The sequence below is a fragment of the Citrobacter sp. CK194 genome, assembly GCF_030333395.1.
Lineage (GTDB): Bacteria > Pseudomonadota > Gammaproteobacteria > Enterobacterales > Enterobacteriaceae > Citrobacter_B > Citrobacter_B koseri.
Window position 1 is genome coordinate 268,817 of record NZ_JAOWGA010000019.1, and the last position, 25,660, is coordinate 294,476.

Genomic DNA, 25,660 nt, shown 5'->3' on the forward strand with positions numbered 1-25,660 from the left:
GTACGCAGACGTGAAAATCCTCGTTGATGAAAATATGCCTTATGCCCGCGAATTATTTAGCCGTCTGGGCGAGGTCAAAGCGGTTCCCGGTCGCCCCATTCCCGTTGCAGAACTTGATGATGCGGATGCGTTAATGGTGCGTTCAGTCACCAAAGTGAATGAAGCGCTGCTTGGGGGGAAATCCATCAAATTTGTCGGCACCGCAACCGCCGGAACCGATCATGTGGATGAGGCGTGGCTTAAGCAGGCTGGCGTGGGGTTTTCAGCGGCGCCTGGCTGCAATGCTATCGCTGTTGTTGAATATGTCTTTTCCGCTTTACTGATGCTGGCGGAGCGTGACGGTTTTGCTTTAAGCGACCGCACCGTGGGGATTGTCGGCGTAGGTAATGTTGGCGCTCGCTTGCAGGCGAGGCTGGAAGCGTTGGGCATTCGCACTTTGCTGTGCGATCCGCCGCGTGCGGACCGGGGCGATGAAGGTGATTTCCGCTCGCTGGATGAGCTGGTCCAGGAAGCGGATATTCTGACGTTCCACACGCCATTGTATAAAGAGGGGCCTTACAAGACGCTGCACCTGGCGGATGAGGCGCTGATCGGGCGGCTGAAGCCGGGGACGATTCTGATTAACGCCTGTCGCGGCCCGGTGGTGGATAACACCGCGCTGCTGGCGCGCCTGAATGCCGGGCAGTCGCTGAGCGTGGTGCTTGATGTCTGGGAAGGGGAGCCCGATCTCAACGTGGCGCTGCTGGAAAAAATTGATATCGGCACATCGCACATTGCCGGTTATACCCTGGAAGGGAAGGCGCGCGGCACCACGCAGGTCTTTGAAGCCTATAGTACGTTTATCGGACGGGCGCAAAAAGTGGCGCTGGATACGCTGCTACCCGCGCCGGAGTTTGGGCGTATTACGCTGCATGGCCCGCTGGATCAGCCGACGCTGAAAAGGCTGGTGCATTTGGTGTATGATGTGCGCCGCGATGATGCGCCACTGCGTAAAGTCGCTGGAATTCCGGGCGAGTTTGATAAGCTGCGTAAGAATTACCTTGAGCGCCGTGAATGGTCTTCCTTGTACGTGATGTGCGACGATGCCAGTGCCGCCACGCTGCTGCATAAGCTCGGTTTCAACGCCGTTCATCATCCGGCCCATTAACATTCTTTTTGTCGCTCCCTGCATAGCGCGGGGAGCTTTGCTATTTCTGGAGTAAACCACCATGTCTGAAGGCTGGAACATTGCCATCCTGGGTGCAACAGGCGCCGTAGGCGAAGCCCTGCTCGAAACGCTGGCTGAACGTCAGTTCCCGGTCGGTGAGATTTATGCGCTGGCGCGTAATGAAAGTGCGGGCGAACATCTGCGCTATAGCGGCAAGTCGATCATTGTGCAGGATGTCGCTGATTTTGACTGGACGCAGGCGCAACTGGCGTTTTTTGTCGCTGGCGCTGAAGCCTCTGCCGCATGGGTTGAGGAAGCCACCAATGCGGGCTGTCTGGTGATCGACAGCAGCGGCCTGTTTGCCCTGGAACCGGATGTGCCATTAGTGGTGCCGGAAGTGAACCCGTCTGTGCTGGCTGATTACCGCAACCGCAATGTGATCGCCGTAGCCAACAGCCTGACCAGCCAGTTGCTGGCCTCGCTGAAGCCGCTGATTGATGAAGGCGGTCTGTCGCGCATTAGCGTCACCAGCCTGCTTTCTGCCTCGGCGCACGGGAAAAAAGCGGTGGATGCGCTGGCCGGTCAGAGCGCGAAACTGCTCAACGGTATCCCTATCGACGAAGATGATTTCTTTGGTCGTCAACTGGCGTTTAACATGCTGCCGCTCCTGCCGGACAGTGAAGGCAGCGTGCGCGAAGAGCGCCGTATCGTTGATGAAGTGCGTAAGATTTTGCAGGACGACGGGCTGATGATTTCCGCCAGTTGCATTCAGTCGCCGGTATTTTATGGCCATGCGCAAATGGTCAGTTTTGAAGCGCTGCGCCCGCTGGCGGCGGATGAGGCGCGCGATGCCTTTTCTCGCGGCGAAGATATTGTGCTGTCTGAAGAGACTGACTTCCCGACTCAGGTGGGCGATGCGTCTGGCAATCCGCAGCTTTCTGTCGGCTGTGTGCGTAACGACTATGGCATGCCGGAGCAGGTTCAGTTCTGGTCGGTGGCCGATAACGTTCGCTTTGGCGGCGCGCTGATGGCGGTCAAAACCGCGGAAAAACTGGTGCAGGAGTACCTGTACTGATGTCAGCAGTGGAACAACCGCCAGTTTATAAAATTGCGCTGGGCATTGAGTACGACGGCAGCAAATATTATGGCTGGCAACGCCAGAACGAAGTGCGCAGCGTTCAGGAAAAGCTGGAAAAAGCGCTTTCTCAGGTTGCCAACGAACCTGTTAACGTGTTTTGCGCCGGGCGGACAGACGCTGGCGTACACGGAACGGGGCAGGTGGTGCATTTTGAAACCACCGCGTTGCGTAAAGACGCGGCGTGGACGCTGGGTGTAAATGCGAATTTACCTGGTGACATCGCGGTTCGTTGGGTTAAAGCTGTACCTGAGGATTTTCACGCCCGGTTTAGCGCAACGGCTCGCCGTTATCGCTACATCATCTACAATCATCGGTTGCGCCCGGCGATTTTAGGTCATGGGGTTACGCACTTTTATGAGCCGCTGGACGCAGAACGTATGCACCGGGCGGCGCAGTGTCTGATTGGTGAAAATGATTTTACCTCGTTTCGCGCGGTACAGTGCCAGTCGCGTACGCCGTGGCGAAACGTGATGCACATTAACGTGACGCGTCACGGTGCGTATGTGGTGGTCGATATCAAAGCCAATGCCTTTGTACATCATATGGTCAGGAATATTGTCGGTAGCCTGATGGAAGTAGGCGCCCACAACCAGCCGGAGAGCTGGATAGCAGAGTTGCTGGCGGCGAAGGACAGGCGGCTTTCAGCAGCAACGGCGAAAGCGGAAGGGTTGTATCTGGTTGCGGTTGATTACCCGGAACGGTTTGACCTTCCCAAAACGCCACTGGGCCCGCTGTTTCTGGCGGACTAATTTGAGTCGTATAAGGCATCAATATGGACCTGATTTATTTTCTGATTGATTTTATCCTGCACATTGACGTGCACCTGGCGGAGCTGGTCGCGGAATACGGCGTCTGGGTATATGCCATTCTGTTCCTGATCCTGTTTTGTGAAACCGGACTGGTGGTGACGCCGTTTCTGCCGGGGGATTCGTTGCTGTTTGTGGCGGGGGCGTTGGCGTCGCTGGAAACCAACGATCTCAACGTACATATTATGGTGATGTTAATGCTGATCGCCGCGATTGTCGGCGACGCGGTGAACTACACGATCGGCAGATTGTTTGGCGAACGGTTATTCAGTAACCCGAATTCAAAAATTTTCCGTCGCAGTTACCTTGATAAGACGCACCAGTTTTATGAGAAGCATGGCGGGAAAACCATTATTCTGGCCCGTTTTGTCCCGATTGTTAGAACCTTTGCGCCGTTTGTTGCGGGTATGGGACATATGTCTTATCGCCATTTTGCCGCGTATAACGTTATTGGCGCGCTTTTATGGGTGCTGCTCTTCACATATGCGGGGTATTTCTTCGGTACGATCCCTATGATTCAGGATAACCTTAAGTTACTGATCGTAGGGATTATTGTGGTGTCGATATTGCCAGGCGTGGTTGAAATCATTCGCCATAAGCGCGCTGCGTCGCGTGCCGCAAAATAGAAAGTAACTCAGCGGTTCGACCACTTTTTTATCCAAAGTTTCGGGCTGTTATGTTTTAATGTGCAACATTCATAGTCTGTTGGGGGCAAAAATGGCATTATGCGCTCCTGATAACAAAGCTGACGACTAAGGTTCAGGCAGAAAGGTCACTAATGAGCTGGATTGAACGAATTAAAAGCAACATTACTCCCACCCGCAAGGCAAGCATTCCTGAAGGGGTGTGGACCAAGTGTGATAGCTGCGGTCAGGTTTTATACCGTGCTGAGCTGGAACGTAATCTTGAGGTCTGTCCGAAGTGTGACCATCATATGCGCATGTCGGCGCGCAATCGCCTGCATAGCCTGTTAGATGAAGGAAGCCTTGTGGAACTGGGCAGCGAACTTGAGCCGAAAGATGTGCTGAAGTTCCGCGACTCCAAGAAGTATAAAGATCGTCTGGCTTCCGCGCAGAAGGAAACCGGCGAGAAAGACGCGCTGGTGGTGATGAAAGGTACGCTCCACGATATGCCGATTGTCGCGGCGGCGTTTGAGTTCTCCTTTATGGGCGGTTCTATGGGGTCTGTGGTCGGCGCGCGTTTTGTCCGTGCCGTTGAGCAGGCGCTGGAAGATAACTGCCCGCTGATCTGCTTCTCCGCTTCCGGCGGCGCGCGTATGCAGGAAGCGCTGATGTCGCTGATGCAGATGGCGAAAACCTCCGCTGCGCTGGCGAAAATGCAGGAGCGTGGTCTGCCGTATATCTCCGTGTTGACCGATCCGACAATGGGCGGCGTTTCCGCAAGTTTTGCGATGCTCGGCGATCTCAACATTGCAGAACCGAAAGCGTTAATCGGTTTTGCGGGCCCGCGTGTTATTGAACAAACCGTACGTGAGAAACTGCCGCCGGGATTCCAGCGCAGTGAGTTTCTGATTGAAAAAGGCGCTATCGATATGATCGTCCGCCGCCCGGAAATGCGCCTGAAACTGGCAAGCGTTCTGGCGAAGCTGATGAATCTTCCGGCGCCGAACCCGGATGCGCCGCGCGAAGGCGAGGTGGTGCCGCCGGTACCCGATCAGGAACCCGAGGTCTGATAATTTACTCTATGGATTTCGAGTTGCAGGAAGGCGGCAAGAGAGCGAATCCCGATGAGCTTGCACAGGCAAGTGATTCGGGTGAGCGAGAGCAGCCAACACACCTGCAGCTTGAAAGACGACGAGTACAAAAGGGCAGGGCCAGCTGGCGCTGCCTTTTGCTTTTCTCAACGTAACGAATTTACAGGCAACATGGACAATAAACACATTCCCCAAGCCGCGTCGCCCCTGGCAGCGTGGCTTTCTTATCTGGAAAACCTGCACAGTAAAACTATCGATTTGGGGCTGGAACGCGTAAGCCGGGTTGCGGCGCGTCTGGGCGTGCTGAAACCCGCGCCATTTGTCTTTACGGTGGCGGGCACTAACGGTAAAGGAACAACCTGCCGCACGCTGGAGTCTGTGCTGACGGCGGCGGGCTATAAAGTGGGCGTCTACAGTTCTCCGCATCTGGTGCGCTATACCGAGCGCGTTCGCGTGCAGGGGAACGAGTTGCCGGAGTCTGCTCATACCGCCTCGTTTGCCGAGATTGAGGCCGCGCGCGAAGACATTTCTCTGACCTACTTTGAATATGGCACGCTGTCGGCGCTGTGGCTGTTTAAGCAGGCTCAGCTTGACGTGGTGATTCTGGAAGTCGGGCTGGGCGGACGTCTGGACGCGACCAATATTGTTGATGCGGATGTTGCGGTAGTGACCAGTATTGCGCTGGATCATACCGACTGGCTGGGGCCGGATCGCGAAAGTATCGGGCGTGAGAAGGCGGGGATCTTCCGGGCGGAAAAACCGGCTATCGTCGGCGAACCGGAAATGCCGTATACCATCGCCGATGTGGCGCAGGAAACCGGGGCGCAGTTACAGCGTCGCGGCGTGGACTGGCATTATGATGTGACGGGCGACGGCTGGTCGTTTACGGACGGCGAAGGTACGCTGGCGAATCTTCCGCTGCCGCAGGTGCCTCAGCCTAACGCCGCCACCGCGCTGGCGGCACTGCGCGCCAGCGGGCTGAACATCAACGAGCAGGCGATTCGTGACGGCATTGCCCGGGCGATTTTGCCCGGTCGTTTCCAGATAGTGAGCGAATCGCCACGGGTGATTCTGGATGTCGCACATAATCCCCATGCTGCGGAATATCTGACAGAACGCCTGAAAATGTTGCCGAAAAACGGGCGTATACTTGCCGTTATCGGTATGCTACATGATAAAGATATCGCAGGGACGTTAGCCTGGCTGAAAAGCGTGGTCGACGACTGGTATTGCGCGCCGCTGGAAGGGCCTCGCGGCGCGACGGCGGAGCAATTGCTGGAACATCTGGGCAAAGGCACTGTCTATGACAGTGTCGCGCTGGCGTGGCATGCAGCGCTGGCAGAGGCGAAACCAGAAGATACCGTGCTGGTGTGTGGATCATTTCACACGGTTGCACATGTCATGGAAGTGATGGACGCGGGGAGAAGCGGTGGCGAGTAAGTTTCAGAATCGTTTAGTTGGCACAATCGTGCTGGTCGCTCTCGGGGTGATTGTGCTTCCCGGGTTGCTCGACGGGCAGAAAAAACACTATCAGGATGAGTTTGCGGCGATCCCGCTGGTGCCAAAGCCTGGCGATCGCGATGAGCCTGATATGATGCCAGCCGCAACACAGGCGTTGCCGACCCAGCCGCCTGAAGGCGCTGCTGAGGAAGTGCGTGCCGGAGATGCGGCAGCGCCGTCTCTGGACCCTTCCCGTTTTGCTGCGGAAAACAACGCCAGTTTCGATCCTGTCCCCGCACCTGTTGAGCCGCCGAAGCCGAAACCGGTTGAAAAGCCGAAACCACAGCCGAAGCCGCAGCAACCGGTAGCGGCAACGCCGACACCGGCGCCTGAGCCGAAACCTGCTGCTGAAGAAAAACCCGCGCCAACGGGTAAAGCGTACGTTGTGCAGTTGGGGGCGTTGAAAAATGCCGATAAGGTCAATGAGATCGTGGGTAAACTTCGTGGCGCGGGCTTCCGGGTATATACTTCTCCGTCAACGCCGGTACAGGGTAAAATAACCCGTATCCTCGTCGGGCCTGACGCCTCAAGAGACAAGCTGAAAAATTCTCTTGGCGAGTTACAGCAGATCTCCGGTTTGAGTGGCGTGGTGATGGGTTACAGCCCGAACTAAGCCACTGCTGCCTGATGGCGACGCTGCGCGTCTTATCAGGCCTACGGTGTACTGTTTTCCAGGCCGGATAAGGTGCTTGCCCGCCATCCGGCAATGCCCGAAGAGGCAAAAAGTTTGATGGCGTTGAATATTTTTTCAGCGCCATTTTTATTTACGCACGGGAAGGAAATCCCTACGCAAACGTTTTCTTTTTCTGTTAGAATGCGCCCCGAACAGGACGACAGGGCGTAAAATCGTGGGACACATATGGTCTGGATTGATTACGCCATTATCGCGGTGATTGGTTTTTCCTGTCTGGTTAGCCTAATCCGTGGCTTTGTTCGTGAAGCGTTATCGTTGGTGACATGGGGTTGTGCTTTCTTTGTCGCCAGCCATTACTACACTTACCTGTCTGTCTGGTTTACGGGCTTTGAAGACGAACTGGTTCGAAATGGGATTGCTATCGCGATACTGTTTATCGCGACGCTTATCGTCGGCGCTATCGTGAACTTTGTGATAGGTCAGCTGGTGGAGAAAACCGGCCTGTCGGGTACTGACAGGGTGTTGGGGATCTGTTTTGGCGCGCTGCGAGGAGCGTTAATCGTCGCCGCCATTCTGTTCTTTCTCGATACGTTTACCGGCCTGTCGAAAAGCGAAGACTGGAGCAAGTCGCAGCTTATCCCGCAGTTCAGTTTCATCATCAGATGGTTCTTTGACTATCTGCAAAGCTCGTCAAGTTTCTTGCCCAGAACGTAACGGTTCTGAGATGTGGCTTAACGAGGAAAAGACGTATGTGCGGTATTGTCGGTATCGCCGGTGTTATGCCGGTAAACCAGTCGATTTATGACGCGTTAACGGTGCTCCAGCATCGTGGTCAGGATGCCGCTGGCATCATCACCATTGATGCCAACAACTGCTTCCGCTTGCGTAAGGCAAACGGGCTGGTGAGCGATGTTTTTGAAGCTCGCCATATGCAGCGTATGCAGGGCAATATGGGCATCGGGCATGTGCGTTACCCAACGGCTGGCAGCTCCAGCGCTTCCGAAGCTCAACCTTTTTACGTCAACTCGCCGTATGGCATCACGCTTGCTCATAACGGCAACCTGACCAACGCGCATGAGCTGCGTAAAAAGCTGTTTGAAGAAAAACGTCGTCACATCAACACCACGTCAGATTCTGAAATCCTGCTCAATATTTTTGCCAGCGAGCTGGATAACTTCCGTCATTACCCGCTGGAAGCCGATAACATCTTTGCCGCCATTGCCGCGACCAATCGGCAGATTCGCGGCGCGTATGCCTGCGTGGCGATGATTATCGGGCACGGTATGGTGGCTTTCCGCGATCCGAACGGCATCCGCCCGCTGGTGCTGGGCAAGCGCGACATTGGCGATGGCCGCACTGAATATATGGTTGCGTCCGAAAGCGTGGCGCTTGATACGCTGGGCTTCGAATTCCTGCGCGATGTGGCGCCGGGCGAAGCGGTGTACATCACCGAAAAAGGCCAGTTGTTTACCCGCCAGTGCGCGGATAACCCGGTCAGCAATCCGTGCCTGTTCGAATACGTCTACTTTGCGCGCCCGGACTCGTTCATCGACAAAATTTCCGTCTACAGCGCCCGCGTGAATATGGGGACGAAGCTGGGCGAAAAAATTGCCCGTGAATGGGAAGATCTGGATATCGACGTGGTGATCCCGATTCCAGAAACCTCCTGCGATATCGCGCTGGAAATCGCCCGCATTCTGGGTAAACCGTACCGCCAGGGCTTTGTGAAAAACCGCTACGTTGGCCGGACGTTTATCATGCCGGGCCAGCAGTTGCGCCGTAAGTCCGTGCGTCGCAAGCTGAACGCCAACCGCGCTGAATTCCGCGATAAGAACGTCCTGCTGGTGGATGACTCCATCGTGCGCGGCACCACCTCTGAACAGATTATTGAGATGGCCCGTGAAGCCGGCGCGAAGAAGGTCTATCTGGCTTCTGCGGCGCCAGAAATTCGCTTCCCGAACGTTTACGGTATCGATATGCCAACGGCAAATGAGCTGATTGCTCACGGTCGTGAAGTGGATGAAATTCGCCAGATCATCGGCGCTGATGGGCTTATCTTCCAGGATCTGGACGATCTGATTGAAGCTGTTCGCGCTGAGAACCCGGATATTCAGCAGTTTGAATGTTCGGTCTTTAACGGCGTGTATGTCACGAAAGACGTTGACCAGCAGTATCTCGATTATCTGGATTCCCTGCGTAATGACGACGTCAAAGCGATGCAGCGTCAGAACGAAGTGGAAAATCTGGAAATGCATAACGAAGGTTAATCTCTCCTCCCGGCAAGGGCGCGCAATCCGTGCCCTTGCTTGCAACGCCCCGTAAAATCCTGCAAAGTCAGCCCAGACGCAAGAAAGGGCAAAAATCATGAAACGACTCATTGTAGGGATTAGCGGCGCCAGCGGCGCGATTTATGGCGTGCGCTTGTTGCAGGTTCTGCGTGACGTGGCGGATGTGGAGACCCACCTGGTGATGAGTCCGGCTGCGCGTCAGACGCTTGCGCTGGAAACCGAATTTTCCTTGCGGGAGGTGCAGGCTCTGGCCGATGTCACCCATGATGCGCGCGATATTGCCGCCAGTATCTCTTCTGGTTCCTTTCAGACGGCGGGGATGGTGATTTTACCGTGCTCGATCAAAACGCTCTCCGGTATTGTACACAGCTATACTGACGGACTTCTCACCCGTGCGGCGGATGTTGTCCTGAAAGAGCGCCGCCCGCTGGTGTTGTGCGTGCGGGAAACGCCGCTGCATTTAGGACACCTGCGCCTCATGACTCAGGCGGCTGAAATTGGCGCCGTTATTATGCCACCGGTTCCCGCGTTTTATCATTGCCCGCAAACGCTGGATGATGTGATTAATCAGACGGTTAATCGAGTTCTGGATCAGTTTGATATCACGTTGCCGCACGATCTTTTCACCCGTTGGCAGGGCGCATAACGCTGCCCGTTCACAGTGCGTTTTTGCACAAATTGCCCTGTTTCAGGGCAATTTTGTAACCGCGATCATATCCTCAACATTTAATTCGCTAAAAGCGACCGAAACGCTGCGGTTCAACCGTCATACCTGCTATCTTCAACATCAGGACAATATTGCAACGTTTTATTAACATATTTAACGTCAAATAGGGACGCCGACGTGAAAATGGCATAAGACCTGCATGAAAAAGTCTGCAAACACACAACACAATGCAAAACATAATAAAATTACGCCACTTGAGGGTTATGTATGAAGAAGACAGTTCTCGCTTTGTCTTTGCTGGTAGGACTTTCCGCAACGGCGGCCAGCTACGCAGCGCTACCGCAGACGGTTCGTATTGGTACAGACGCGACATATGCGCCTTTCTCATCGAAAGATGCCAAAGGGGATTTTGTCGGTTTTGATATCGATCTGGGCAATGAGATGTGCAAGCGTATGCAGATCAAATGCACCTGGGTCGGCAGCGATTTTGATGCGTTGATTCCTTCCCTGAAAGCGAAGAAAATCGATGCCATTATTTCATCGCTCTCCATTACCGAGAAACGCCAGCAGGAGATTGCCTTCTCCGACAAACTGTATGCCGCCGACTCGCGCCTGATTGCCGCGAAAGGCTCATCTGTCCAGCCGACGATTGACTCGCTGAAGGGCAAGCACGTTGGCGTACTGCAAGGCTCCACTCAGGAAGCCTATGCGAATGATAACTGGCGCAGCAAAGGCGTGGATGTTGTGGCCTACGCGAACCAGGATCTCATCTATTCCGACCTGACGGCGGGCCGTCTTGATGCTGCATTGCAGGATGAAGTTGCGGCCAGCGAAGGGTTCCTCAAACAGCCTGCGGGCAAGGACTATGCGTTTGCCGGTCCTTCCGTGAAAGATAAAAAGTACTTTGGCGACGGCACCGGGGTTGGCTTGCGTAAAGACGATACCGAGCTGAAAGCGGCGTTTGATAAAGCGCTGAGCGATCTGCGTGCTGACGGCACCTACGACAAGATGGCGAAAAAGTACTTTGACTTTAACGTCTACGGCGACTGACAGGTTGCTGCGGGGAGTGTTGCGCACCGTTTTGGTTAACCATCACGGTGCGCGATGAGAGATTTGCACCATCATGGTGCGTTTGTCGCTGTCAAAATGAGCATGAATGCATACTTAAGCGCTTTTCATGCAAAATAAACCGGCTGACAGGGTAGAATGCTTTGCCTTGTCGGCCCGATTAATGGCACGATAACTGCACCTGGTCCTGTAAAGATCCCCTATAAAAGACAGTCTGTTGAGGATAGTTATGAAAAAACTGGTGTTGTCTCTTTCTCTGGTCCTGGCTTTCTCCAGTGCTACCGCAGCATTTGCAGCCATTCCGCAAAAAGTTCGTATCGGTACCGATCCGACTTATGCCCCTTTTGAATCGAAAAATGCACAGGGTGAATTGGTCGGTTTTGATATCGATCTGGCCAAAGAGCTGTGCAAACGCATTAATACACAATGTACCTTCGTGGAAAACCCGCTGGATGCGCTGATCCCGTCGTTAAAAGCGAAGAAAATCGATGCCATCATGTCCTCGCTTTCCATCACCGAAAAGCGTCAGCAGGAAATCGCGTTTACCGACAAGTTCTATGCAGCAGACTCTCGCCTGGTCGTCGCCAAAGATTCTGATATCCAGCCGACCGTTGAGTCCCTGAAAGGCAAGCGTGTTGGCGTATTGCAGGGCACCACGCAGGAAACGTTTGGTAATGAGCACTGGGCGCCGAAAGGCATTGAAATCGTCTCTTACCAGGGTCAGGACAATATCTATTCCGACCTGACGGCAGGGCGTATCGATGCCGCTTTCCAGGATGAAGTCGCAGCCAGCGAAGGCTTCCTGAAGCAGCCTGTAGGCAAAGATTACAAATTCGGCGGCCCGTCGGTGAAAGACGAGAAACTGTTCGGTGTGGGTACGGGTATGGGGCTGCGCAAAGAGGATAACGAACTGCGCGAAGCCCTGAACAAAGCATTTGCGGAAATGCGTGCTGACGGTACTTACGAGAAGCTGGCGAAAAAGTACTTTGATTTTGATGTTTACGGCGGTTAATCGCCGCTGGTGCAGATAACGCCCGCAGATTTTTGACGCGCTGATTTTATACCTGATGGCGCTGCGCTTATCAGGCCTACAGAGATTTTGTAGGTCGGATAAGGCAAAGCCGCCATCCGGCATTTAACGGTTCGACTGAGATCAAAAGAGGCGTCTTACTCACCACACACGACAGGACAGGCAGCATGTTGTACGGGTTTTCAGGTGTTATTTTTCAGGGCGCGCTTGTCACGCTTGAGCTGGCCCTCAGCTCAGTTGTGCTGGCCGTGCTGATCGGTCTTGTCGGCGCGGGCGCGAAACTTTCGCAAAACCGGGTGACGGGACTTATTTTCGAAGGCTATACCACCCTGATTCGTGGGGTGCCGGATCTGGTTTTAATGCTGCTGATTTTCTACGGGTTGCAAATCGCGCTCAATGCGGTGACCGACGCGATGGGAATAGGGCAGATTGATATTGATCCGATGGTCGCCGGTATTATCACCCTGGGTTTTATCTATGGCGCGTACTTTACGGAAACCTTCCGTGGCGCGTTTATGGCGGTGCCCAAAGGGCATATTGAAGCGGCGACGGCATTCGGTTTCACCGGTTCGCAAATATTCCGGCGGATTATGTTCCCGGCGATGATGCGCTACGCCTTACCGGGGATTGGTAATAACTGGCAGGTTATCCTCAAAGCGACGGCGCTGGTTTCGCTGCTCGGGCTGGAAGATGTGGTCAAAGCCACGCAACTGGCCGGCAAGAGCACCTGGGAGCCATTCTATTTCGCCGTAGTGTGCGGGCTGATTTATCTGGTATTTACAACGGTTTCCAATGGTGTGCTGCTGTTCCTCGAGCGCCGCTACTCCGTGGGTGTGAAGAGGGCTGACCTGTGATCGAGATTATTCAGGAGTACTGGAAATCCCTGCTCTGGAGCGATGGCTATCGCTTTACCGGCGTGGCCATTACGCTGTGGTTGCTGATCTCCTCGGTGGTGATGGGCGGCATTCTGGCGCTGTTTTTGGCGATTGGCCGCGTTTCCAGCAACAAATTTATCCAGTTCCCCATCTGGTTGTTTACCTATGTTTTTCGCGGTACGCCGCTGTATGTGCAACTGCTGGTGTTCTATTCCGGGATGTACACGCTGGAGATCGTGAAAGGAACCGATCTCCTCAACGCGTTTTTCCGTAGCGGTCTTAACTGTACCGTTCTGGCGTTGACGCTGAATACCTGCGCCTATACCACGGAGATTTTCGCTGGCGCCATCCGTTCAGTACCGCACGGGGAAATTGAAGCGGCGCGGGCGTATGGCTTCTCATCGTTCAAAATGTATCGCTGTATTATTTTACCTTCCGCGCTGCGTATCGCGCTGCCAGCATACAGTAACGAAGTGATCCTGATGCTGCACTCAACCGCGCTGGCGTTTACCGCGACGGTGCCGGATTTGCTGAAAATCGCCCGTGATATTAACTCGGCAACCTATCAACCGTTTACCGCATTCGGCATTGCCGCTGTGCTGTATTTGATTATTTCGTATGTCCTGATTAGCCTGTTCCGTAAAGCGGAAAAGCGCTGGCTCCAGCACGTGAAACCTTCTTCAACGCACTGAGAATACGATGTCTGAGAATAAATTAAACGTTATCGATTTGCACAAGCGCTACGGCGAACATGAGGTGCTGAAAGGGGTATCGCTACAGGCTAACGCCGGAGATGTGATCAGTATTATCGGATCGTCTGGCTCCGGTAAGAGTACCTTTCTGCGCTGTATTAACTTCCTCGAAAAACCGAGCGAAGGGTCGATTGTGGTGAGCGGCCAGAATATTTCCCTGGTGCGTGATAAAGACGGCCAGCTCAAGGTCGCCGATAAAAACCAGCTGCGGCTGCTGCGTACGCGCCTGACGATGGTATTTCAGCACTTCAATCTCTGGAGCCACATGACGGTGCTGGAGAACGTTATGGAAGCGCCGATTCAGGTGCTGGGATTAAGCAAACATGAAGCGCGCGAGCGTGCGGTGAAATACCTGGCGAAAGTCGGTATTGATGAACGTGCGCAGGGAAAATACCCGGTACACCTCTCTGGTGGTCAGCAGCAGCGCGTCTCGATTGCCCGCGCGTTGGCGATGGAACCTGAGGTGCTGCTGTTTGATGAGCCGACATCGGCGCTTGACCCCGAACTGGTAGGCGAAGTCTTGCGTATCATGCAGCAGTTAGCGGAAGAGGGGAAAACGATGGTGGTGGTGACGCATGAAATGGGATTTGCCCGCCATGTTTCCACCCATGTGATTTTCCTGCATCAGGGGAAAATCGAAGAAGAAGGCGATCCAGAGCAGGTATTCGGCAACCCGCAAAGCCCGCGTTTGCAACAGTTCCTGAAAGGCTCGCTGAAGTAGCGGTTTATCCGTCGCTCAGATAAACAATTTTGCCCGGTGACTCTGTGCTTACCGGGCCGACACGTAGGCCGGATAAGGCATCGCCGCCATCCGGCGATTATCGCCCCATCTCGCTTTCCAGACGGTATACCCATTCGTCATACCGGATGCCGTTCACCTCATAGGCGTTTTCCAGCACCTGAGTCCGCGTAAAACCACGCTTTTCCAGCACGCGCACAGACGCGTGATTCTCTGCCAGCACATAGGCGTTTATCGCTTTCACGCTGGTATGCGTAAAGGCGTAATCGCAGACGGCATATAAGGCTTCTGTGGCGATCCCTCTTCCCTGCGCTTCCGGGAGAACCGTATAGCCGATATCGGCTTCCTGCGGATAATGGTGGCTAATTTGTAAGCCAATGTCGCCCAAAGGCTTATCGCTGTTATGCAGGCGGATGACGAAGGTATGCTTTGAGACGAGGCGACGGGCGAACAGCAGGCGAGTGTCTTTTTCCGGCGTGATATCAGCCATATAACGCATGATTTCAGGGTTTTCACGCAGTGCGAGAAAAAAGGACCAGTCAGTAGGTTGAAAAAGGGAGAGGGTCAATCGGGAGGTGGTTATTATCGCCATAAAATCGCCATTCCAGAAGTCAGGCATACTACCTTACCACCGGAATGGCTACAGTGACCAGGTGAATGGTTTAACGGATCACATCGGCCAGCGCTTCTTCTAAATCGTACCAGCGAAATGAAAACCCCGCCGCCTCCAGTCTTTTTGGCAATGCGCGCTGTCCGCCCAGCACCAGTACCGATGATTCCCCCATTAACAGGCGGATGACGGTCGCGGGAACGCGCAGGATTGCGGGGCGGTTCAGCGCATGACCCAGCGCATGGGCGAACTGTTCATTACGAACCGGATAAGGCGAAACCATATTGAACGGGCCGCGCAGGTCGTTATCCAGCAGCCAGAGAATACCGTTTACCATATCATCGATATGGATCCAGGCCAGATACTGACGCCCATTGCCAATTGGCCCTCCCAGCCCCAGGCGAAACGGCGGGATCATTTTGGCCAGAATGCCGCCTTCCGGCGCCAGGACGACGCCGGTGCGTAGCAGACAAACGCGCGTTTTATCACTTTGCGCGCTACAGGCAATCTGCTCCCAACGCGCGCATAACTTATGGGTAAATTCGTTATGCGGCGGCTCTTCTTCCGTTACGACAACTTCGCCCAGATCGCCGTAATAGCCTGCGGCAGACCCGGAAATTAACGCGGCCGGGGGCGTCTCGCTGGCGTTGATCAAATCTGCCAGCTTTTGCGTGATGGACCAGCGGCTTTGACACAAACGCTCTTTTTGCTGCGCGGTCCAGCGTTTGTCGGCGATAGGCTCGCCAGCAAGGTTGACCACGGCGTCTATGTCGTTGAGGTTTTGCCTGTCCTCCAGCCCTTTCCACAGCGCAACCCGGGAGTCGAGAAGCTGACGCGCCTTATCGGGACTCCGTGTGACGACCGTCACCTGATGCCCCAGCTCCAGCAGACGGGGAATCAGGTGGCGTCCTATCAGGCCAGTACCGCCGGTAATCAGAATCTGCATGTTTCCTCCCGGATAGCGCTTAACGTCGCCAGCTGAGCGTCATGGAGACGGAATCGGCATAACGCAGCGCATGAAGTTTGTCGATCTCTACTTCAGCATAAGTGACCCAGTGATGTTCGCGTGCGATGTCGAGCACATCCTGAGTTAATTTTTCTAACAGCGAGAATCGGTTGCTCTCCACATGCTGAATAATGTTTTTTGTGATGGTGCGGTAATTCAGCGCGTCGTTGATGTCCTCGCTTACGCGGGCTTTTTCCGCCGGATAGTGAATGGCAACGTTAATAACGATATCCTGGCGGTTGAGGATCTCTTCCTCTTTGATACCGATAAACGTGCGCAGACGAAGGTTTTTTATACGAATAATAGCGTCAGGTTGTGACATTGCAGGCGTCCTCCATGGTTGAACCTTTGCATGATACACGAGAACCCGGCCGCGTTATCCGCTCTGACTCTCAGGCTTCTGCTAAGGCCGCAGTCTTGCGCGTTCTGTTGCCGGGCTCAGTATGAGTTTTCATCAGGTGACAGTATGCGAAAGACTCTATATTTTGAGAGAAAGCCCAAAGAACGAAGAGGACATTATGAGCAAACCCGAGATTACGCTTTGGTCAGACGCTAACTTTTTCTCTCCTTACGTCTTATCCGTTTATGTTGCCTTGCAGGAGAAAGGACTGCCTTTTACCCTCAAAACCGTTGACCTGAGCAGCGGCGAGCATTTGCAGCCCTCATGGCAGGGCTACGCGTTAACGCGCCGCGTCCCGGTGCTGGAAATCGATGGCTTCGAACTTAGCGAGTCGTCGGCGATTACCGAGTATCTGGAAGATCGCTTTGCGCCGCCGCAGTGGGAGCGCATCTACCCGCACGATCTGCAAAAACGCGCCCGCGCGCGCCAGATTCAGGCGTGGTTACGCAGTGATTTAATGCCCATTCGCGAGGAACGTTCGACGGATGTGGTCTTTGCGGCGGCCAGGAAAGGCCCGTTAAGCGAAGCAGGGAAAGAGAGCGCGGCAAAACTGGTGGCGACGGCCAGTGGTTTGCTCGCTCACGGTAAGCCGAATTTATTTGGCGAATGGTGTATTGCGGATACCGATTTGGCGCTCATGCTTAACCGCCTCGTACTCAACGGCGACGAGATTCCTGAGGCACTGGCGGAATATGCAGCATTCCAGTGGCAGCGCGCCTCCGTTCAACGTTTTATTGCGCTTTCCGCAAAGCGTTCCGGCTGATAATCCGCGTATAATCCAGTATCATAGAACGGTTTTTTATGACGAGGAGTGAGTGATGAAACTGATGTTTGCATCGGACATTCATGGTTCGTTACCTGCGACAGAGCGCGTACTTGAACGGTTTGCGCAAAGTGGCGCGCAATGGCTGGTGATACTGGGTGATGTGCTTTATCACGGGCCGCGTAACGCGCTGCCGGAAGGCTACGCACCGGCGCAGGTGGCAGAACGCCTGAACGAGCAGGCGGCGCGTATTATTGCGGTACGGGGAAACTGTGACAGCGAAGTGGATCAGATGCTGCTCCACTTCCCGATAACCGCGCCGTGGCAGCAAGTGCTGCTGGAAAACCGGCGCATCTTCCTGACCCACGGACACCTGTTCGGGGCGGATAATGTCCCCGCGTTAAATGCGGGCGACGTTCTTGCTTATGGGCATACTCATCTGCCGGTCGCTGAAAAACGCGGCGAGCTGTATCACTTTAATCCAGGCTCAGTCAGCATCCCGAAAGGTGGGTTTGCAGCAAGCTACGGCATTCTGGATGATAATGTTTTGAGCGTAATCGCACTCAATGATCAAAGTATCATTGCGCAGGTCGCGATTAATCCGTAATTTACCCCACAATTGTAAATGCGCCGTAAGAGCGCCAGAAAAAGAAGGTTTCCTGATGGTGGAACAGCGTCGTTTGGCAAGTACTGAATGGGTGGATATTGTGAATGAAGAGAACGAAGTCATTGCGCAATCCAGCCGGGAGCAAATGCGAGCGCAGCGCTTACGTCATCGTGCAACGTATATCGTCGTGCATGATGGTATGGGCAAAATTCTGGTTCAACGCCGTACTGAGACAAAAGACTTTTTGCCCGGCATGTTAGATGCCACCGCAGGTGGGGTGGTGCAGGCCGATGAGCAACTGCTGGAGTCTGCACGACGTGAAGCGGAAGAAGAACTGGGTATCGCAGGCGTGCCGTTTGCTGAGCACGGTCAGTTCTATTTTGAAGATGATAATTGCCGTGTCTGGGGCGGATTATTTAGCTGCGTTTCTCATGGGCCATTCGCGCTTCAGGAAGAAGAGATCAGCGAAGTCTGCTGGCTGACGCCGGAAGAAATTACGGCGCGTTGCGATGAATTCACCCCGGACTCATTGAAAGCGCTGGCGTTGTGGATGACCCGCAATGCCAACAATGAATCGGCAAAGCAAGAGAAGCAAGAAGAGACGGAATAAGGCCTCTAACAGCTATCCCGCAGGCATAAACTGGAGGCGATCTGTTTCCGATCGCTCCAGTTGCCATCCTTCAGACGTTCCAGCAGCGCGCGTCCGGCTTCAAGGCCTATCTTACGATGCGGTACGGCCATTGTCGTTAACGGCGGCTGACAAACCCGGCTCACATCGCTGTCGCCGAATCCTACCACCGCCAGATCGTCAGGGACTTTGATCCGTCTGCGCTGACACTCATATAACGCACCGCAAGCCAGCTCATCGGATACGCACACCAGCGCGTCCAGCTCGGGCCACGCCAGAATAAATTCGGGAAGCTGTGAGGCGCCGGTGGAAAAGTTTGGCGGCAGGGCGGCGTTAATCACGCGATTGGGCGACATATGGTGGCGCAACATCGCCTTGTACCAGCCCTGCAAATGCTGTTGAAAGATCCACTGCTCCTGATTGGCGCAAAGCAGGCCAATATTCTGATAACCGCGCTGAATGAGCATTTCGGTCAGTTCGTACATTGCCGCGACGTTATCAATACCGATATTCATATCAATCGGATCGGTACGAATGGCGCCAATTTCCATCACCGGAATCGACGCGTTTTTTAACCAGTGACGCACCGTGTCGCTGTGCTCGACGCTGAGTAAGATGGCGGCGGCGATGTTGGAGGCCAGCAGCGTCTCCAGCAGTTTCTCTTCCTGTTCGAGATGGTGGAGGGACTCCGCCAGCATAATCTGGTATCCCGCAGGCTGTAAAACTTGCTGAAGTCCGGCAAACATTTCTGAACAACCGGCTTCCGTGAGGTTCGGGACGACCATTGCGATGGTTCGTGACGAGGCGGAAGCCAGCGCGCTTGCGGCAAGATTGGGCATGTAACCGAGTTCATTTACTGCGGCTTCGATTTTTTCCCGGAGTTTATCGGAAACTTGCTCAGGCGTGCGTAACGCACGGGACACGGTCATGGTGCCGACACCGGCAAGCTGAGCAACATCGGCGATGGTCACCTTACCAGTACTACGCCGTTTTCGAGTTATAGACATACAGATTCCTGCGCAATTACAACGTATTGAGATGTTTTTTTATTGTCATTCATCGCTTCACGGGAATAGCAGTATACGCCTTAAATCCGGTTTAAGGCTGTGATTTCACGCGTTGATTGTATTTTGATAGCGCTATCACATATCTGACTGATAACTTTTGATAGCGCTATCTTTGTGAATATGATCACAGATAAGGTTTCAGCGCTTGAATAAAGTTTGCTCATATCTGGCAATCACGCGAGGAGGACATGTGCTCAATCACTGGCTAACGGATGCAACCATCATGCGGCAGGCGAGGGTGGAAAACTGGCCGCAGGCGCTGGAAATATGCGCCAGACCGCTGCTGGATGCTGGCGTTATCACACCTGAATATGTGACGGCGATTGTTGAGCAGCATCATAAGCTGGGCGCGTATTACGTTCTGGCGCCGGGTCTGGCGATGCCGCATGCGCGACCGGAAGAGGGAGCAAAGGGATTAGGCTTGTCGTTGTTAAAGCTGGAGCAGGGGGTCTCATTTGGGGCGGGCGAGTTCGATCCGGTGGATATCATCGTGATGCTCGCGGCACCCGACAAACACAGCCATATTGAAATGATTTCGGCGCTGGCAGAGTTATTTTCCAGCGATGACGATATGGATAAATTACATCAGGCGAAGTCGCTGGAGGAAATAAAAACAATAATCGCACGTTTCTAATTTAATTACGCATTCCGAATTACCTGACACATTACGCGCCTGCGTGATGCGGGCGTACTCTACTTAAAAGAAGGTGATGATAATGAAAATTATGGCTATTTGCGGTTCTGGCCTGGGCAGTAGTTTTATGGTCGAAATGAATATTAAAAAAGTGCTCAGGAAGCTTGAAATTGATGCCGATGTTGAGCATTCCGATCTCTCCTCGGCGACGCCTGGCGCTGCGGATCTGTTTGTCATGGCGAAAGATATTGCCGCCAGCGCCAGCGTGCCGGAAAGTCAACTGGTGGTGATTAATAACATTATCGATATTAATGAACTTGAAGCGCAGCTGCGCGCCTGGTTCGCCAAACAATAACCTTATTGCAAGCGAGGCGGATATGTTTATCCTTGAAACGCTGAATTTTGTTGTTGATATCTTAAAAGTGCCCTCGGTGCTGGTGGGGTTAATTGCCTTAATTGGCCTTGTCGCGCAGAAAAAAGCGTTTTCCGATGTGGTGAAAGGCACGATTAAAACTATTTTAGGTTTTATTGTACTGGGCGGCGGCGCAACGGTACTGGTCGGGTCTTTAAATCCACTTGGCGGAATGTTTGAACATGCGTTTAATATCCAGGGGATTATTCCAAATAACGAAGCGATTGTTTCCATCGCGCTGGAAAAATACGGGGCGTCTACGGCGCTGATCATGGCCTTTGGCATGGTGGCGAATATTGTGGTCGCCCGTTTTACCCGTCTGAAATACATCTTTCTGACAGGACACCATACGTTTTATATGGCCTGTATGATCGGCGTAATTCTGACGGTTGCCGGTTTTGACGGCGTTGGTCTCGTCTTTACCGGATCGCTGATTCTGGGGCTGGTGATGGCCTTTTTCCCGGCGCTGGCGCAGCGCTATATGAAGCGTATCACCGGCACTGATGATATCGCGTTTGGTCACTTCGGCACGCTGGGTTATGTGCTGTCCGGCTGGATCGGCAGCCTTTGCGGTAAAGGTTCCCGCTCTACCGAAGAGATGAACCTACCTAAAAACTTAAGCTTCCTGCGCGACAGTTCGATCTCTATCTCTCTGACCATGATGATTATCTATCTGATCATGGCGGTGAGCGCGGGGCGTGAATATGTCGAGAGCACCTTCAGCGGCGGTCAGAACTACCTGGTCTACGCCATCATTATGGCGATCACCTTTGCGGCGGGCGTGTTCATCATCCTACAGGGCGTACGTCTGATTCTGGCGGAAATCGTACCGGCCTTTACCGGATTCTCAGAAAAACTGGTGCCGAACGCCCGCCCGGCGCTGGACTGCCCGGTCGTCTATCCGTATGCGCCTAACGCGGTGCTGATTGGCTTCCTGTTTAGCTTCCTCGGCGGCCTGGTCGGTCTGTTCCTGCTCGGACAGATGAAGCTGGTGCTGATCCTGCCCGGCGTGGTGCCGCACTTCTTTACCGGTGCGACGGCTGGCGTATTTGGTAATGCCACTGGCGGGCGGCGCGGCGCGATGATCGGCGCATTTGCCAACGGTCTGTTGATCACTTTCCTGCCCGTTCTGCTGCTGCCCGTGCTGGGGGCGATCGGCTTTGCGAATACGACCTTCTCAGACGCTGATTTCGGCGCCGTGGGGATTGTGCTGGGCAATCTGGCGCGCTACCTGTCGCCGCTTGCCATCACAGGGCTTGTTGTGGCGTTGTTCGTGCTGCTGGTGGCGTACAACGTGTTTGCGAAAAACAAATCTGCGGGGGGTAACACGCAGGAGAATACCGGAGCCAAATTATGAATGTGAATGAAGTTACTCAACTGGCGCGCGATATTCGCGTTGCCACTCTTAAGTCATTGACGCAGCTTGGCTTTGGCCACTACGGTGGCAGCATGTCGGTAGTGGAGACGCTGGCGGTGCTGTACGGCGCGGTGATGAAGATTGACCCGGCCGACCCTGACTGGCCGGAGCGCGATTACTTTGTGCTGTCTAAAGGTCATGCTGGCCCGGCGCTCTACAGCACGCTGGCGATTAAAGGCTACTTTCCGACAGAAGAACTGAACACGCTTAACCAGAACGGCACCCGTCTGCCGAGCCATCCAGACAGGTTAAAAACGCGCGGCGTGGATGCGACGACCGGTTCACTGGGGCAGGGGATCTCGATTGCCGGGGGGATGGCGCTGTCGCACAAACTTGCCGGGCGCCCGAATCGGGTATTTTGTATCGTCGGCGACGGCGAGCTGAATGAAGGGCAGTGCTGGGAAGCGTTTCAGTTTATCGCCCATCATCGCCTGAACAACCTGACGGTGTTTATCGACTGGAACAAGCAGCAGCTGGACGGCGAACTGGATGAGATTATTTGCCCGTTCGATCTGGAAGGGAAATTCCGCGCTTTCGGTTTTGATGTTGTCACCGTGAAAGGCGATGACATTGCCCGGCTGCTGGAGGTCGTTCAGCCGGTTCCGGCGGCGGATGCCCGTCCGCGCGTGGTGATCCTCGACAGTATTAAAGGACAGGGCGTGCCCTACCTGGAGCAATTAAGCAACTCCCACCACCTGCGTCTGACCGATGAGATGAAAAAGGCGCTTAACGAGACGATTCGCCAACTGGAGGCCGCGCATGATTAAGGTTGCACCCGCGGGACAAAAAGAGAGCATGGAAATGCGTAAAGTGTACGCCGGATTTGTGGCGGAGCAGATAGAGGCCGGAAGCCAGATTATCGCACTTGAAGCGGATCTCATGAGTTCTATGGCGATGGACGGTGTTGCGAGGGATTATCCTCAGCATGTGATCAACTGCGGCATTATGGAAGCCAATGTGATCGGCACTGCGGCAGGGCTATCGCTCACCGGACGCAAACCGTTTGTCCATACCTTCACCGCCTTTGCCAGCCGTCGCTGTTTTGATCAGCTGTTTATGTCGCTTGATTACCAGCGCAACAACGTCAAGGTGATCGCGTCGGATGCCGGCGTGACTGCCTGCCATAACGGCGGCACCCATATGTCTTTTGAAGATATGGGCATTGTGCGCGGGCTGGCGCATTCGGTCGTGCTGGAAGTGACCGATGCCGTCATGTTTAAGGATATTTTGCGCCAGCTTATCGATCTTGAGGGTTTTTACTGGGTTCGAACCATCCGCAAACAGGCCCCGAGCATTTATGCTCCAGGATCGACGTTCACCATCGGTAAAGGGAATGTTCTGCGTGAAGGCAGCGATATCACGCTGATTGCCAACGGCATTATGGTTGCCGAGGCGCTGGAGGCGGCGCGCCAGCTGGAGCAGGATGGCGTGAACGCGGCGGTTATCGATATGTTTACCCTCAAGCCCATCGACCGCATGCTGGTGAAAAATTACGCGGAGAAAACCGGGCGAATCGTCACCTGTGAAAACCACAGCATTCATAATGGACTTGGGTCGGCCGTGGCTGAAGTGTTGGTTGAAACGTGCCCGGTGCCCATGCGCCGCGTCGGCGTTAAAGAGCGTTATGGTCAGGTCGGGACGCAGGATTTCTTGCAGAAGGAGTATGGTTTGACCGCAGAAGCCATTGTGGAAGCGGCGAAAACGCTGCTGTAATAACGATGTGTTGTTGCCGGATGGCGCTGCCGCTTATCCGGCCTACAATAACCTGACTCGTAGGCCGGATAAGACGCACTAGTTAACGTTATGGTCAGGTCGGAACGCAGGATTTCTTGCAGAAGGAGTATGGTTTGACCGCAGAGGCCATTGTGGAAGCGGCGAAAACGCTGTTGTAATAACGATGTATTGTTGCCGGATGGCGCTACCGCTTATCCGGCCTACAATAACCTGACTCGTAGGCCGGATAAGACGCACTAGTTAACGTTATGGTCAGGTCGGGACGCAGGATTTCTTGCAGAAGGAGTATGGTTTGACCGCAGAAGCCATTGTGGAAGCGGCGAAAACGCTGCTGTAATAACGATGTATTGTTGCCGGATGGCGCTACCGCTTATCCGGCCAATAACCTGACTCGTAGGCCGGATAAGACGCGCCAGCGTCGCCATCCGGCATTTTTGATCAATGGTATCCCATCAACTGTGCGCCGATAACCACCACGCTGGACATGATAAACAGCAACCCCAGCAGCGTCGCGCCAACCTTCAGCCAGTTGCGAAAATCGACCCGGCACACGCCTAATGTCGCCATTAACGATGCGGACGTTGGATAGATGATGTGACTGAAGCCATCGCCAAACTGGAAGGCCAGTACCGTAACCTGACGGTTTACGCCTACCAGATCGCCTAACGGAGCCAGAAGCGGCATCGTTAACGCCGCCTGACCGGAACCGGAGGTGACAAAGAAATTGAATACGGCCTGAAACAGCAGCATAAACCATGCGGCGACAGCGTTGTTCAGACCGCTAATACCGTGAGCAATACTGTTCAACAGGGTATTTAACACGCTGGCATCGCCCGCCTCGCCATTGCCCACGAGCAATAAAATACCTTTGGCGAAGCCGACCAGCAGGGCCGGGGCAATCATCATTCTGGCGCCTTCGGTGAACGAGGAGGCCATGATGTTCACCGTCATACCGTTGAGACGGAAAATAACCCCAATGATGCCAATGACCACGCCCATCGTGAAGAACTGGCTGGCAATCTCAGGAATAAACCACGCGTGAACAATCACTCCCCAGATAACCCAAATCATCACTCCGGTCAGCACAATCAGCACCAGCCAGTCGCCTGCGGTGAAAGGACGTTGGGCGATTTCGTCCTGCTTCTCACGGAAATAGCGATCGGATTCATGGACGCGCGACAGATGAGGATTCTTTTTCACCCGCGCGGCATAGGTCAGGGTAAAAAGAAGACCAATCAGCGTGGAAACGAACCACACAACAATGCGCAAGCCAGAGCCGGAAAGGACCGGTACGCCTGCAATCCCCTGCGCGACCACGACGCAAAAGGGGTTCATCCATGAACTGGCAAAACCAATCTGGGTGGCGATATAGGTGACCAGTACGGTGGTAATGCTGTCATAGCCCAGGCGTACCATCAGCGGCGCGATAATAATCGCAAAGGCGACGGCCTCTTCCCCCATACCAAAAACCGCGCCGCCCAGTGAGAAGAGGATGAACAGCACCGGGATAAACAGCACCTCATTGCCGCGCGTATGGCGTATCAGCGCCAGAATACCGTTATCAATGGTGCCTGTGCGCATGACGATGCCGAACGCGCCGCCGATCACCAGCATAAACATGATGATGCCGACAGCCGTGCCGAGTTTAGAACCGGAGGTTAATCCTTCGAACGGGAAATTCATTAAGCCGGGTCTTTCATCGCCGGTTGTAAAGAGCTGAACGCGGTGATACTGCGCTTCACCGGCTTCGTTGGTGAGAATACGAAAAGAGTGGGGATCGACCACTTTGCGGGTTTTCGTCTGCCCGTCAACCTGATACTGCACCTCCTGGCTGTCGAACATTCCGACGGGAACAACCCAGGTGGCAAGACTGGTCAGAATGGCGACGAAAAAAATAATCACCAGCGTATCGGGCATCGCCCATTTTTTGGCAGGCCGCGATTGCGATTCTGTTACTGCGGACATAACACACTATCCCTGTTGCAAGGCAAAGAGATAATTATGCGAACAGAGGAATAGTTATT

At 54.1% G+C, this 25,660-nt stretch carries 27 protein-coding genes and 2 pseudogenes; 24 read left to right on the top strand and 5 right to left on the bottom strand.

Annotated elements, in window-relative coordinates; all coding sequences use genetic code 11:
• Positions 1–10: 10 nt before the first annotated feature.
• The 15 genes and pseudogenes from pdxB to hisP all read left to right on the top strand — a co-directional run bounded on the left by pdxB (position 11) and on the right by hisP (position 14,340).
• Positions 11–1,147: a 4-phosphoerythronate dehydrogenase PdxB gene (gene pdxB / locus OGX80_RS17420; RefSeq protein ID WP_110493996.1), complete on the top strand. Its 1,137-nt coding sequence runs from the start codon at positions 11–13 to the stop codon at positions 1,145–1,147.
• Positions 1,148–1,208: 61 nt separating this feature from the next.
• Positions 1,209–2,222, top strand: coding sequence for an aspartate-semialdehyde dehydrogenase (locus tag OGX80_RS17425; RefSeq protein ID WP_115181363.1), 1,014 nt, complete (start codon positions 1,209–1,211; stop codon positions 2,220–2,222).
• On the top strand, positions 2,222–3,034 hold the full coding sequence (gene truA / locus OGX80_RS17430) for a tRNA pseudouridine(38-40) synthase TruA (RefSeq protein ID WP_012131451.1): 813 nt from the start codon (positions 2,222–2,224) through the stop codon (positions 3,032–3,034). Before OGX80_RS17425 ends, truA begins: the two co-directional genes overlap by 1 nt.
• 23 nt (positions 3,035–3,057) lie before the next feature.
• A complete protein-coding gene (locus OGX80_RS17435) occupies positions 3,058–3,717 on the top strand; it encodes a DedA family protein (protein WP_012131452.1) in 660 nt (219 codons plus the stop codon).
• Positions 3,718–3,869: 152 nt separating this feature from the next.
• Positions 3,870–4,784: an acetyl-CoA carboxylase, carboxyltransferase subunit beta gene (gene accD, locus OGX80_RS17440; RefSeq protein WP_115181364.1), complete on the top strand. Its 915-nt coding sequence runs from the start codon at positions 3,870–3,872 to the stop codon at positions 4,782–4,784.
• 192 nt (positions 4,785–4,976) lie between these two features.
• A complete protein-coding gene (gene folC, locus OGX80_RS17445) occupies positions 4,977–6,245 on the top strand; it encodes a bifunctional tetrahydrofolate synthase/dihydrofolate synthase (RefSeq protein ID WP_115181365.1) in 1,269 nt (422 codons plus the stop codon).
• On the top strand, positions 6,235–6,918 hold the full coding sequence (dedD, locus tag OGX80_RS17450) for a cell division protein DedD (protein ID WP_012131455.1): 684 nt from the start codon (positions 6,235–6,237) through the stop codon (positions 6,916–6,918). Before folC ends, dedD begins: the two co-directional genes overlap by 11 nt.
• A 246-nt stretch (positions 6,919–7,164) precedes the next feature.
• Positions 7,165–7,653, top strand: coding sequence for a colicin V production protein (cvpA, locus tag OGX80_RS17455; protein WP_012131456.1), 489 nt, complete (start codon positions 7,165–7,167; stop codon positions 7,651–7,653).
• 35 nt (positions 7,654–7,688) lie between these two features.
• Positions 7,689–9,206 (top strand): amidophosphoribosyltransferase, encoded by a 1,518-nt coding sequence (gene purF / locus OGX80_RS17460; RefSeq protein WP_012131457.1) that lies wholly within the window; start codon positions 7,689–7,691, stop codon positions 9,204–9,206.
• A 91-nt stretch (positions 9,207–9,297) separates the two neighbouring features.
• A pseudogene (locus OGX80_RS17465) lies at positions 9,298–9,873 on the top strand (UbiX family flavin prenyltransferase); the annotation flags it as partial.
• Positions 9,874–10,161: 288 nt separating this feature from the next.
• On the top strand, positions 10,162–10,944 hold the full coding sequence (argT, locus tag OGX80_RS17470) for a lysine/arginine/ornithine ABC transporter substrate-binding protein ArgT (protein WP_012131460.1): 783 nt from the start codon (positions 10,162–10,164) through the stop codon (positions 10,942–10,944).
• A 247-nt stretch (positions 10,945–11,191) separates the two neighbouring features.
• Positions 11,192–11,974, top strand: coding sequence for a histidine ABC transporter substrate-binding protein HisJ (hisJ, locus tag OGX80_RS17475; RefSeq protein WP_012131461.1), 783 nt, complete (start codon positions 11,192–11,194; stop codon positions 11,972–11,974).
• Positions 11,975–12,159: 185 nt separating this feature from the next.
• Positions 12,160–12,846 (top strand): histidine ABC transporter permease HisQ, encoded by a 687-nt coding sequence (locus OGX80_RS17480; RefSeq protein WP_012131462.1) that lies wholly within the window; start codon positions 12,160–12,162, stop codon positions 12,844–12,846.
• Entirely contained in the window at positions 12,843–13,559 is a 717-nt protein-coding gene (gene hisM / locus OGX80_RS17485) for a histidine ABC transporter permease HisM (protein WP_012131463.1), read from the top strand. Before OGX80_RS17480 ends, hisM begins: the two co-directional genes overlap by 4 nt.
• Before the next feature lie 7 nt (positions 13,560–13,566).
• Complete coding sequence (gene hisP / locus OGX80_RS17490; RefSeq protein ID WP_049008687.1) at positions 13,567–14,340, top strand: histidine ABC transporter ATP-binding protein HisP; 774 nt, start codon at positions 13,567–13,569, stop codon at positions 14,338–14,340.
• A 97-nt stretch (positions 14,341–14,437) separates the two neighbouring features.
• Here hisP and OGX80_RS17495 read toward each other — a convergent pair whose 3' ends face one another.
• From OGX80_RS17495 to folX, 3 genes are all read right to left on the bottom strand, one after another.
• A complete protein-coding gene (locus OGX80_RS17495) occupies positions 14,438–14,950 on the bottom strand; it encodes a GNAT family N-acetyltransferase (protein ID WP_049008706.1) in 513 nt (170 codons plus the stop codon).
• Between the two features lie 70 nt (positions 14,951–15,020).
• A complete protein-coding gene (locus OGX80_RS17500; protein ID WP_047462321.1) occupies positions 15,021–15,914 on the bottom strand; it encodes a TIGR01777 family oxidoreductase in 894 nt (297 codons plus the stop codon).
• 19 nt (positions 15,915–15,933) lie between these two features.
• Positions 15,934–16,296: a dihydroneopterin triphosphate 2'-epimerase gene (folX, locus tag OGX80_RS17505; RefSeq protein ID WP_012131467.1), complete on the bottom strand. Its 363-nt coding sequence runs from the start codon at positions 16,294–16,296 to the stop codon at positions 15,934–15,936.
• Positions 16,297–16,492: 196 nt separating this feature from the next.
• Here folX and yfcF point away from each other — a divergent pair, with 196 nt between their 5' ends.
• The 3 genes from yfcF to yfcD are packed head-to-tail and all read left to right on the top strand — an operon-like array spanning position 16,493 to position 18,354.
• Positions 16,493–17,137 carry a glutathione transferase gene (yfcF, locus tag OGX80_RS17510; protein ID WP_024130152.1) on the top strand — a complete coding sequence of 215 codons (645 nt, stop codon included), beginning with the start codon at positions 16,493–16,495 and terminating at the stop codon, positions 17,135–17,137.
• A 55-nt stretch (positions 17,138–17,192) separates the two neighbouring features.
• Complete coding sequence (gene yfcE, locus OGX80_RS17515; protein WP_047462326.1) at positions 17,193–17,744, top strand: phosphodiesterase; 552 nt, start codon at positions 17,193–17,195, stop codon at positions 17,742–17,744.
• A gap of 55 nt (positions 17,745–17,799) precedes the next feature.
• A complete protein-coding gene (yfcD, locus tag OGX80_RS17520; RefSeq protein WP_012131470.1) occupies positions 17,800–18,354 on the top strand; it encodes an NUDIX hydrolase YfcD in 555 nt (184 codons plus the stop codon).
• A gap of 5 nt (positions 18,355–18,359) precedes the next feature.
• On the opposite strand, the gene OGX80_RS17525 is transcribed toward yfcD, so the two are convergent.
• Positions 18,360–19,379, bottom strand: coding sequence for a LacI family DNA-binding transcriptional regulator (locus OGX80_RS17525; RefSeq protein WP_012131471.1), 1,020 nt, complete (start codon positions 19,377–19,379; stop codon positions 18,360–18,362).
• A 250-nt stretch (positions 19,380–19,629) separates the two neighbouring features.
• Here OGX80_RS17525 and OGX80_RS17530 point away from each other — a divergent pair, with 250 nt between their 5' ends.
• The 6 genes and pseudogenes from OGX80_RS17530 to OGX80_RS22450 all read left to right on the top strand — a co-directional run.
• Entirely contained in the window at positions 19,630–20,073 is a 444-nt protein-coding gene (locus tag OGX80_RS17530) for a PTS sugar transporter subunit IIA (protein ID WP_024130154.1), read from the top strand.
• Between the two features lie 82 nt (positions 20,074–20,155).
• Positions 20,156–20,428, top strand: coding sequence for a PTS sugar transporter subunit IIB (locus OGX80_RS17535; RefSeq protein ID WP_024130155.1), 273 nt, complete (start codon positions 20,156–20,158; stop codon positions 20,426–20,428).
• A 22-nt stretch (positions 20,429–20,450) separates the two neighbouring features.
• Entirely contained in the window at positions 20,451–21,842 is a 1,392-nt protein-coding gene (locus tag OGX80_RS17540; protein WP_012131474.1) for a PTS ascorbate transporter subunit IIC, read from the top strand.
• Positions 21,839–22,669: a transketolase gene (locus OGX80_RS17545; protein WP_049008599.1), complete on the top strand. Its 831-nt coding sequence runs from the start codon at positions 21,839–21,841 to the stop codon at positions 22,667–22,669. The genes OGX80_RS17540 and OGX80_RS17545 overlap by 4 nt, the downstream gene beginning before the upstream one ends.
• The gene (locus tag OGX80_RS17550) at positions 22,662–23,615 is read left to right on the top strand and encodes a transketolase family protein (protein ID WP_047462336.1); all 954 of its coding nucleotides are present in this window, start codon (positions 22,662–22,664) and stop codon (positions 23,613–23,615) included. The genes OGX80_RS17545 and OGX80_RS17550 overlap by 8 nt, the downstream gene beginning before the upstream one ends.
• 86 nt (positions 23,616–23,701) lie before the next feature.
• Positions 23,702–23,794, top strand: a pseudogene (locus OGX80_RS22450) (transketolase); the annotation flags it as partial.
• Positions 23,795–24,074: 280 nt separating this feature from the next.
• Here OGX80_RS22450 and yfcC read toward each other — a convergent pair.
• The gene (yfcC, locus tag OGX80_RS17555; RefSeq protein WP_115181366.1) at positions 24,075–25,601 is read right to left on the bottom strand and encodes a putative basic amino acid antiporter YfcC; all 1,527 of its coding nucleotides are present in this window, start codon (positions 25,599–25,601) and stop codon (positions 24,075–24,077) included.
• Positions 25,602–25,660: the final 59 nt, after the last annotated feature.

Coding starts and splice junctions, on each gene's coding strand:
- OGX80_RS17425 (WP_115181363.1), top strand. CDS start 1,209: ATGTCTGAAGGCTGGAACATTGCCATCCTGGGTGCAACAGGCGCCGTA.
- truA (WP_012131451.1), top strand. CDS start 2,222: ATGTCAGCAGTGGAACAACCGCCAGTTTATAAAATTGCGCTGGGCATT.
- OGX80_RS17435 (WP_012131452.1), top strand. CDS start 3,058: ATGGACCTGATTTATTTTCTGATTGATTTTATCCTGCACATTGACGTG.
- accD (WP_115181364.1), top strand. CDS start 3,870: ATGAGCTGGATTGAACGAATTAAAAGCAACATTACTCCCACCCGCAAG.
- folC (WP_115181365.1), top strand. CDS start 4,977: ATGGACAATAAACACATTCCCCAAGCCGCGTCGCCCCTGGCAGCGTGG.
- cvpA (WP_012131456.1), top strand. CDS start 7,165: ATGGTCTGGATTGATTACGCCATTATCGCGGTGATTGGTTTTTCCTGT.
- purF (WP_012131457.1), top strand. CDS start 7,689: ATGTGCGGTATTGTCGGTATCGCCGGTGTTATGCCGGTAAACCAGTCG.
- argT (WP_012131460.1), top strand. CDS start 10,162: ATGAAGAAGACAGTTCTCGCTTTGTCTTTGCTGGTAGGACTTTCCGCA.
- hisJ (WP_012131461.1), top strand. CDS start 11,192: ATGAAAAAACTGGTGTTGTCTCTTTCTCTGGTCCTGGCTTTCTCCAGT.
- OGX80_RS17480 (WP_012131462.1), top strand. CDS start 12,160: ATGTTGTACGGGTTTTCAGGTGTTATTTTTCAGGGCGCGCTTGTCACG.
- hisP (WP_049008687.1), top strand. CDS start 13,567: ATGTCTGAGAATAAATTAAACGTTATCGATTTGCACAAGCGCTACGGC.
- OGX80_RS17495 (WP_049008706.1), bottom strand. CDS start 14,950: ATGGCGATAATAACCACCTCCCGATTGACCCTCTCCCTTTTTCAACCT.
- OGX80_RS17500 (WP_047462321.1), bottom strand. CDS start 15,914: ATGCAGATTCTGATTACCGGCGGTACTGGCCTGATAGGACGCCACCTG.
- folX (WP_012131467.1), bottom strand. CDS start 16,296: ATGTCACAACCTGACGCTATTATTCGTATAAAAAACCTTCGTCTGCGC.
- yfcF (WP_024130152.1), top strand. CDS start 16,493: ATGAGCAAACCCGAGATTACGCTTTGGTCAGACGCTAACTTTTTCTCT.
- yfcE (WP_047462326.1), top strand. CDS start 17,193: ATGAAACTGATGTTTGCATCGGACATTCATGGTTCGTTACCTGCGACA.
- yfcD (WP_012131470.1), top strand. CDS start 17,800: ATGGTGGAACAGCGTCGTTTGGCAAGTACTGAATGGGTGGATATTGTG.
- OGX80_RS17525 (WP_012131471.1), bottom strand. CDS start 19,379: ATGTCTATAACTCGAAAACGGCGTAGTACTGGTAAGGTGACCATCGCC.
- OGX80_RS17535 (WP_024130155.1), top strand. CDS start 20,156: ATGAAAATTATGGCTATTTGCGGTTCTGGCCTGGGCAGTAGTTTTATG.
- OGX80_RS17540 (WP_012131474.1), top strand. CDS start 20,451: ATGTTTATCCTTGAAACGCTGAATTTTGTTGTTGATATCTTAAAAGTG.
- OGX80_RS17545 (WP_049008599.1), top strand. CDS start 21,839: ATGAATGTGAATGAAGTTACTCAACTGGCGCGCGATATTCGCGTTGCC.
- OGX80_RS17550 (WP_047462336.1), top strand. CDS start 22,662: ATGATTAAGGTTGCACCCGCGGGACAAAAAGAGAGCATGGAAATGCGT.
- yfcC (WP_115181366.1), bottom strand. CDS start 25,601: ATGTCCGCAGTAACAGAATCGCAATCGCGGCCTGCCAAAAAATGGGCG.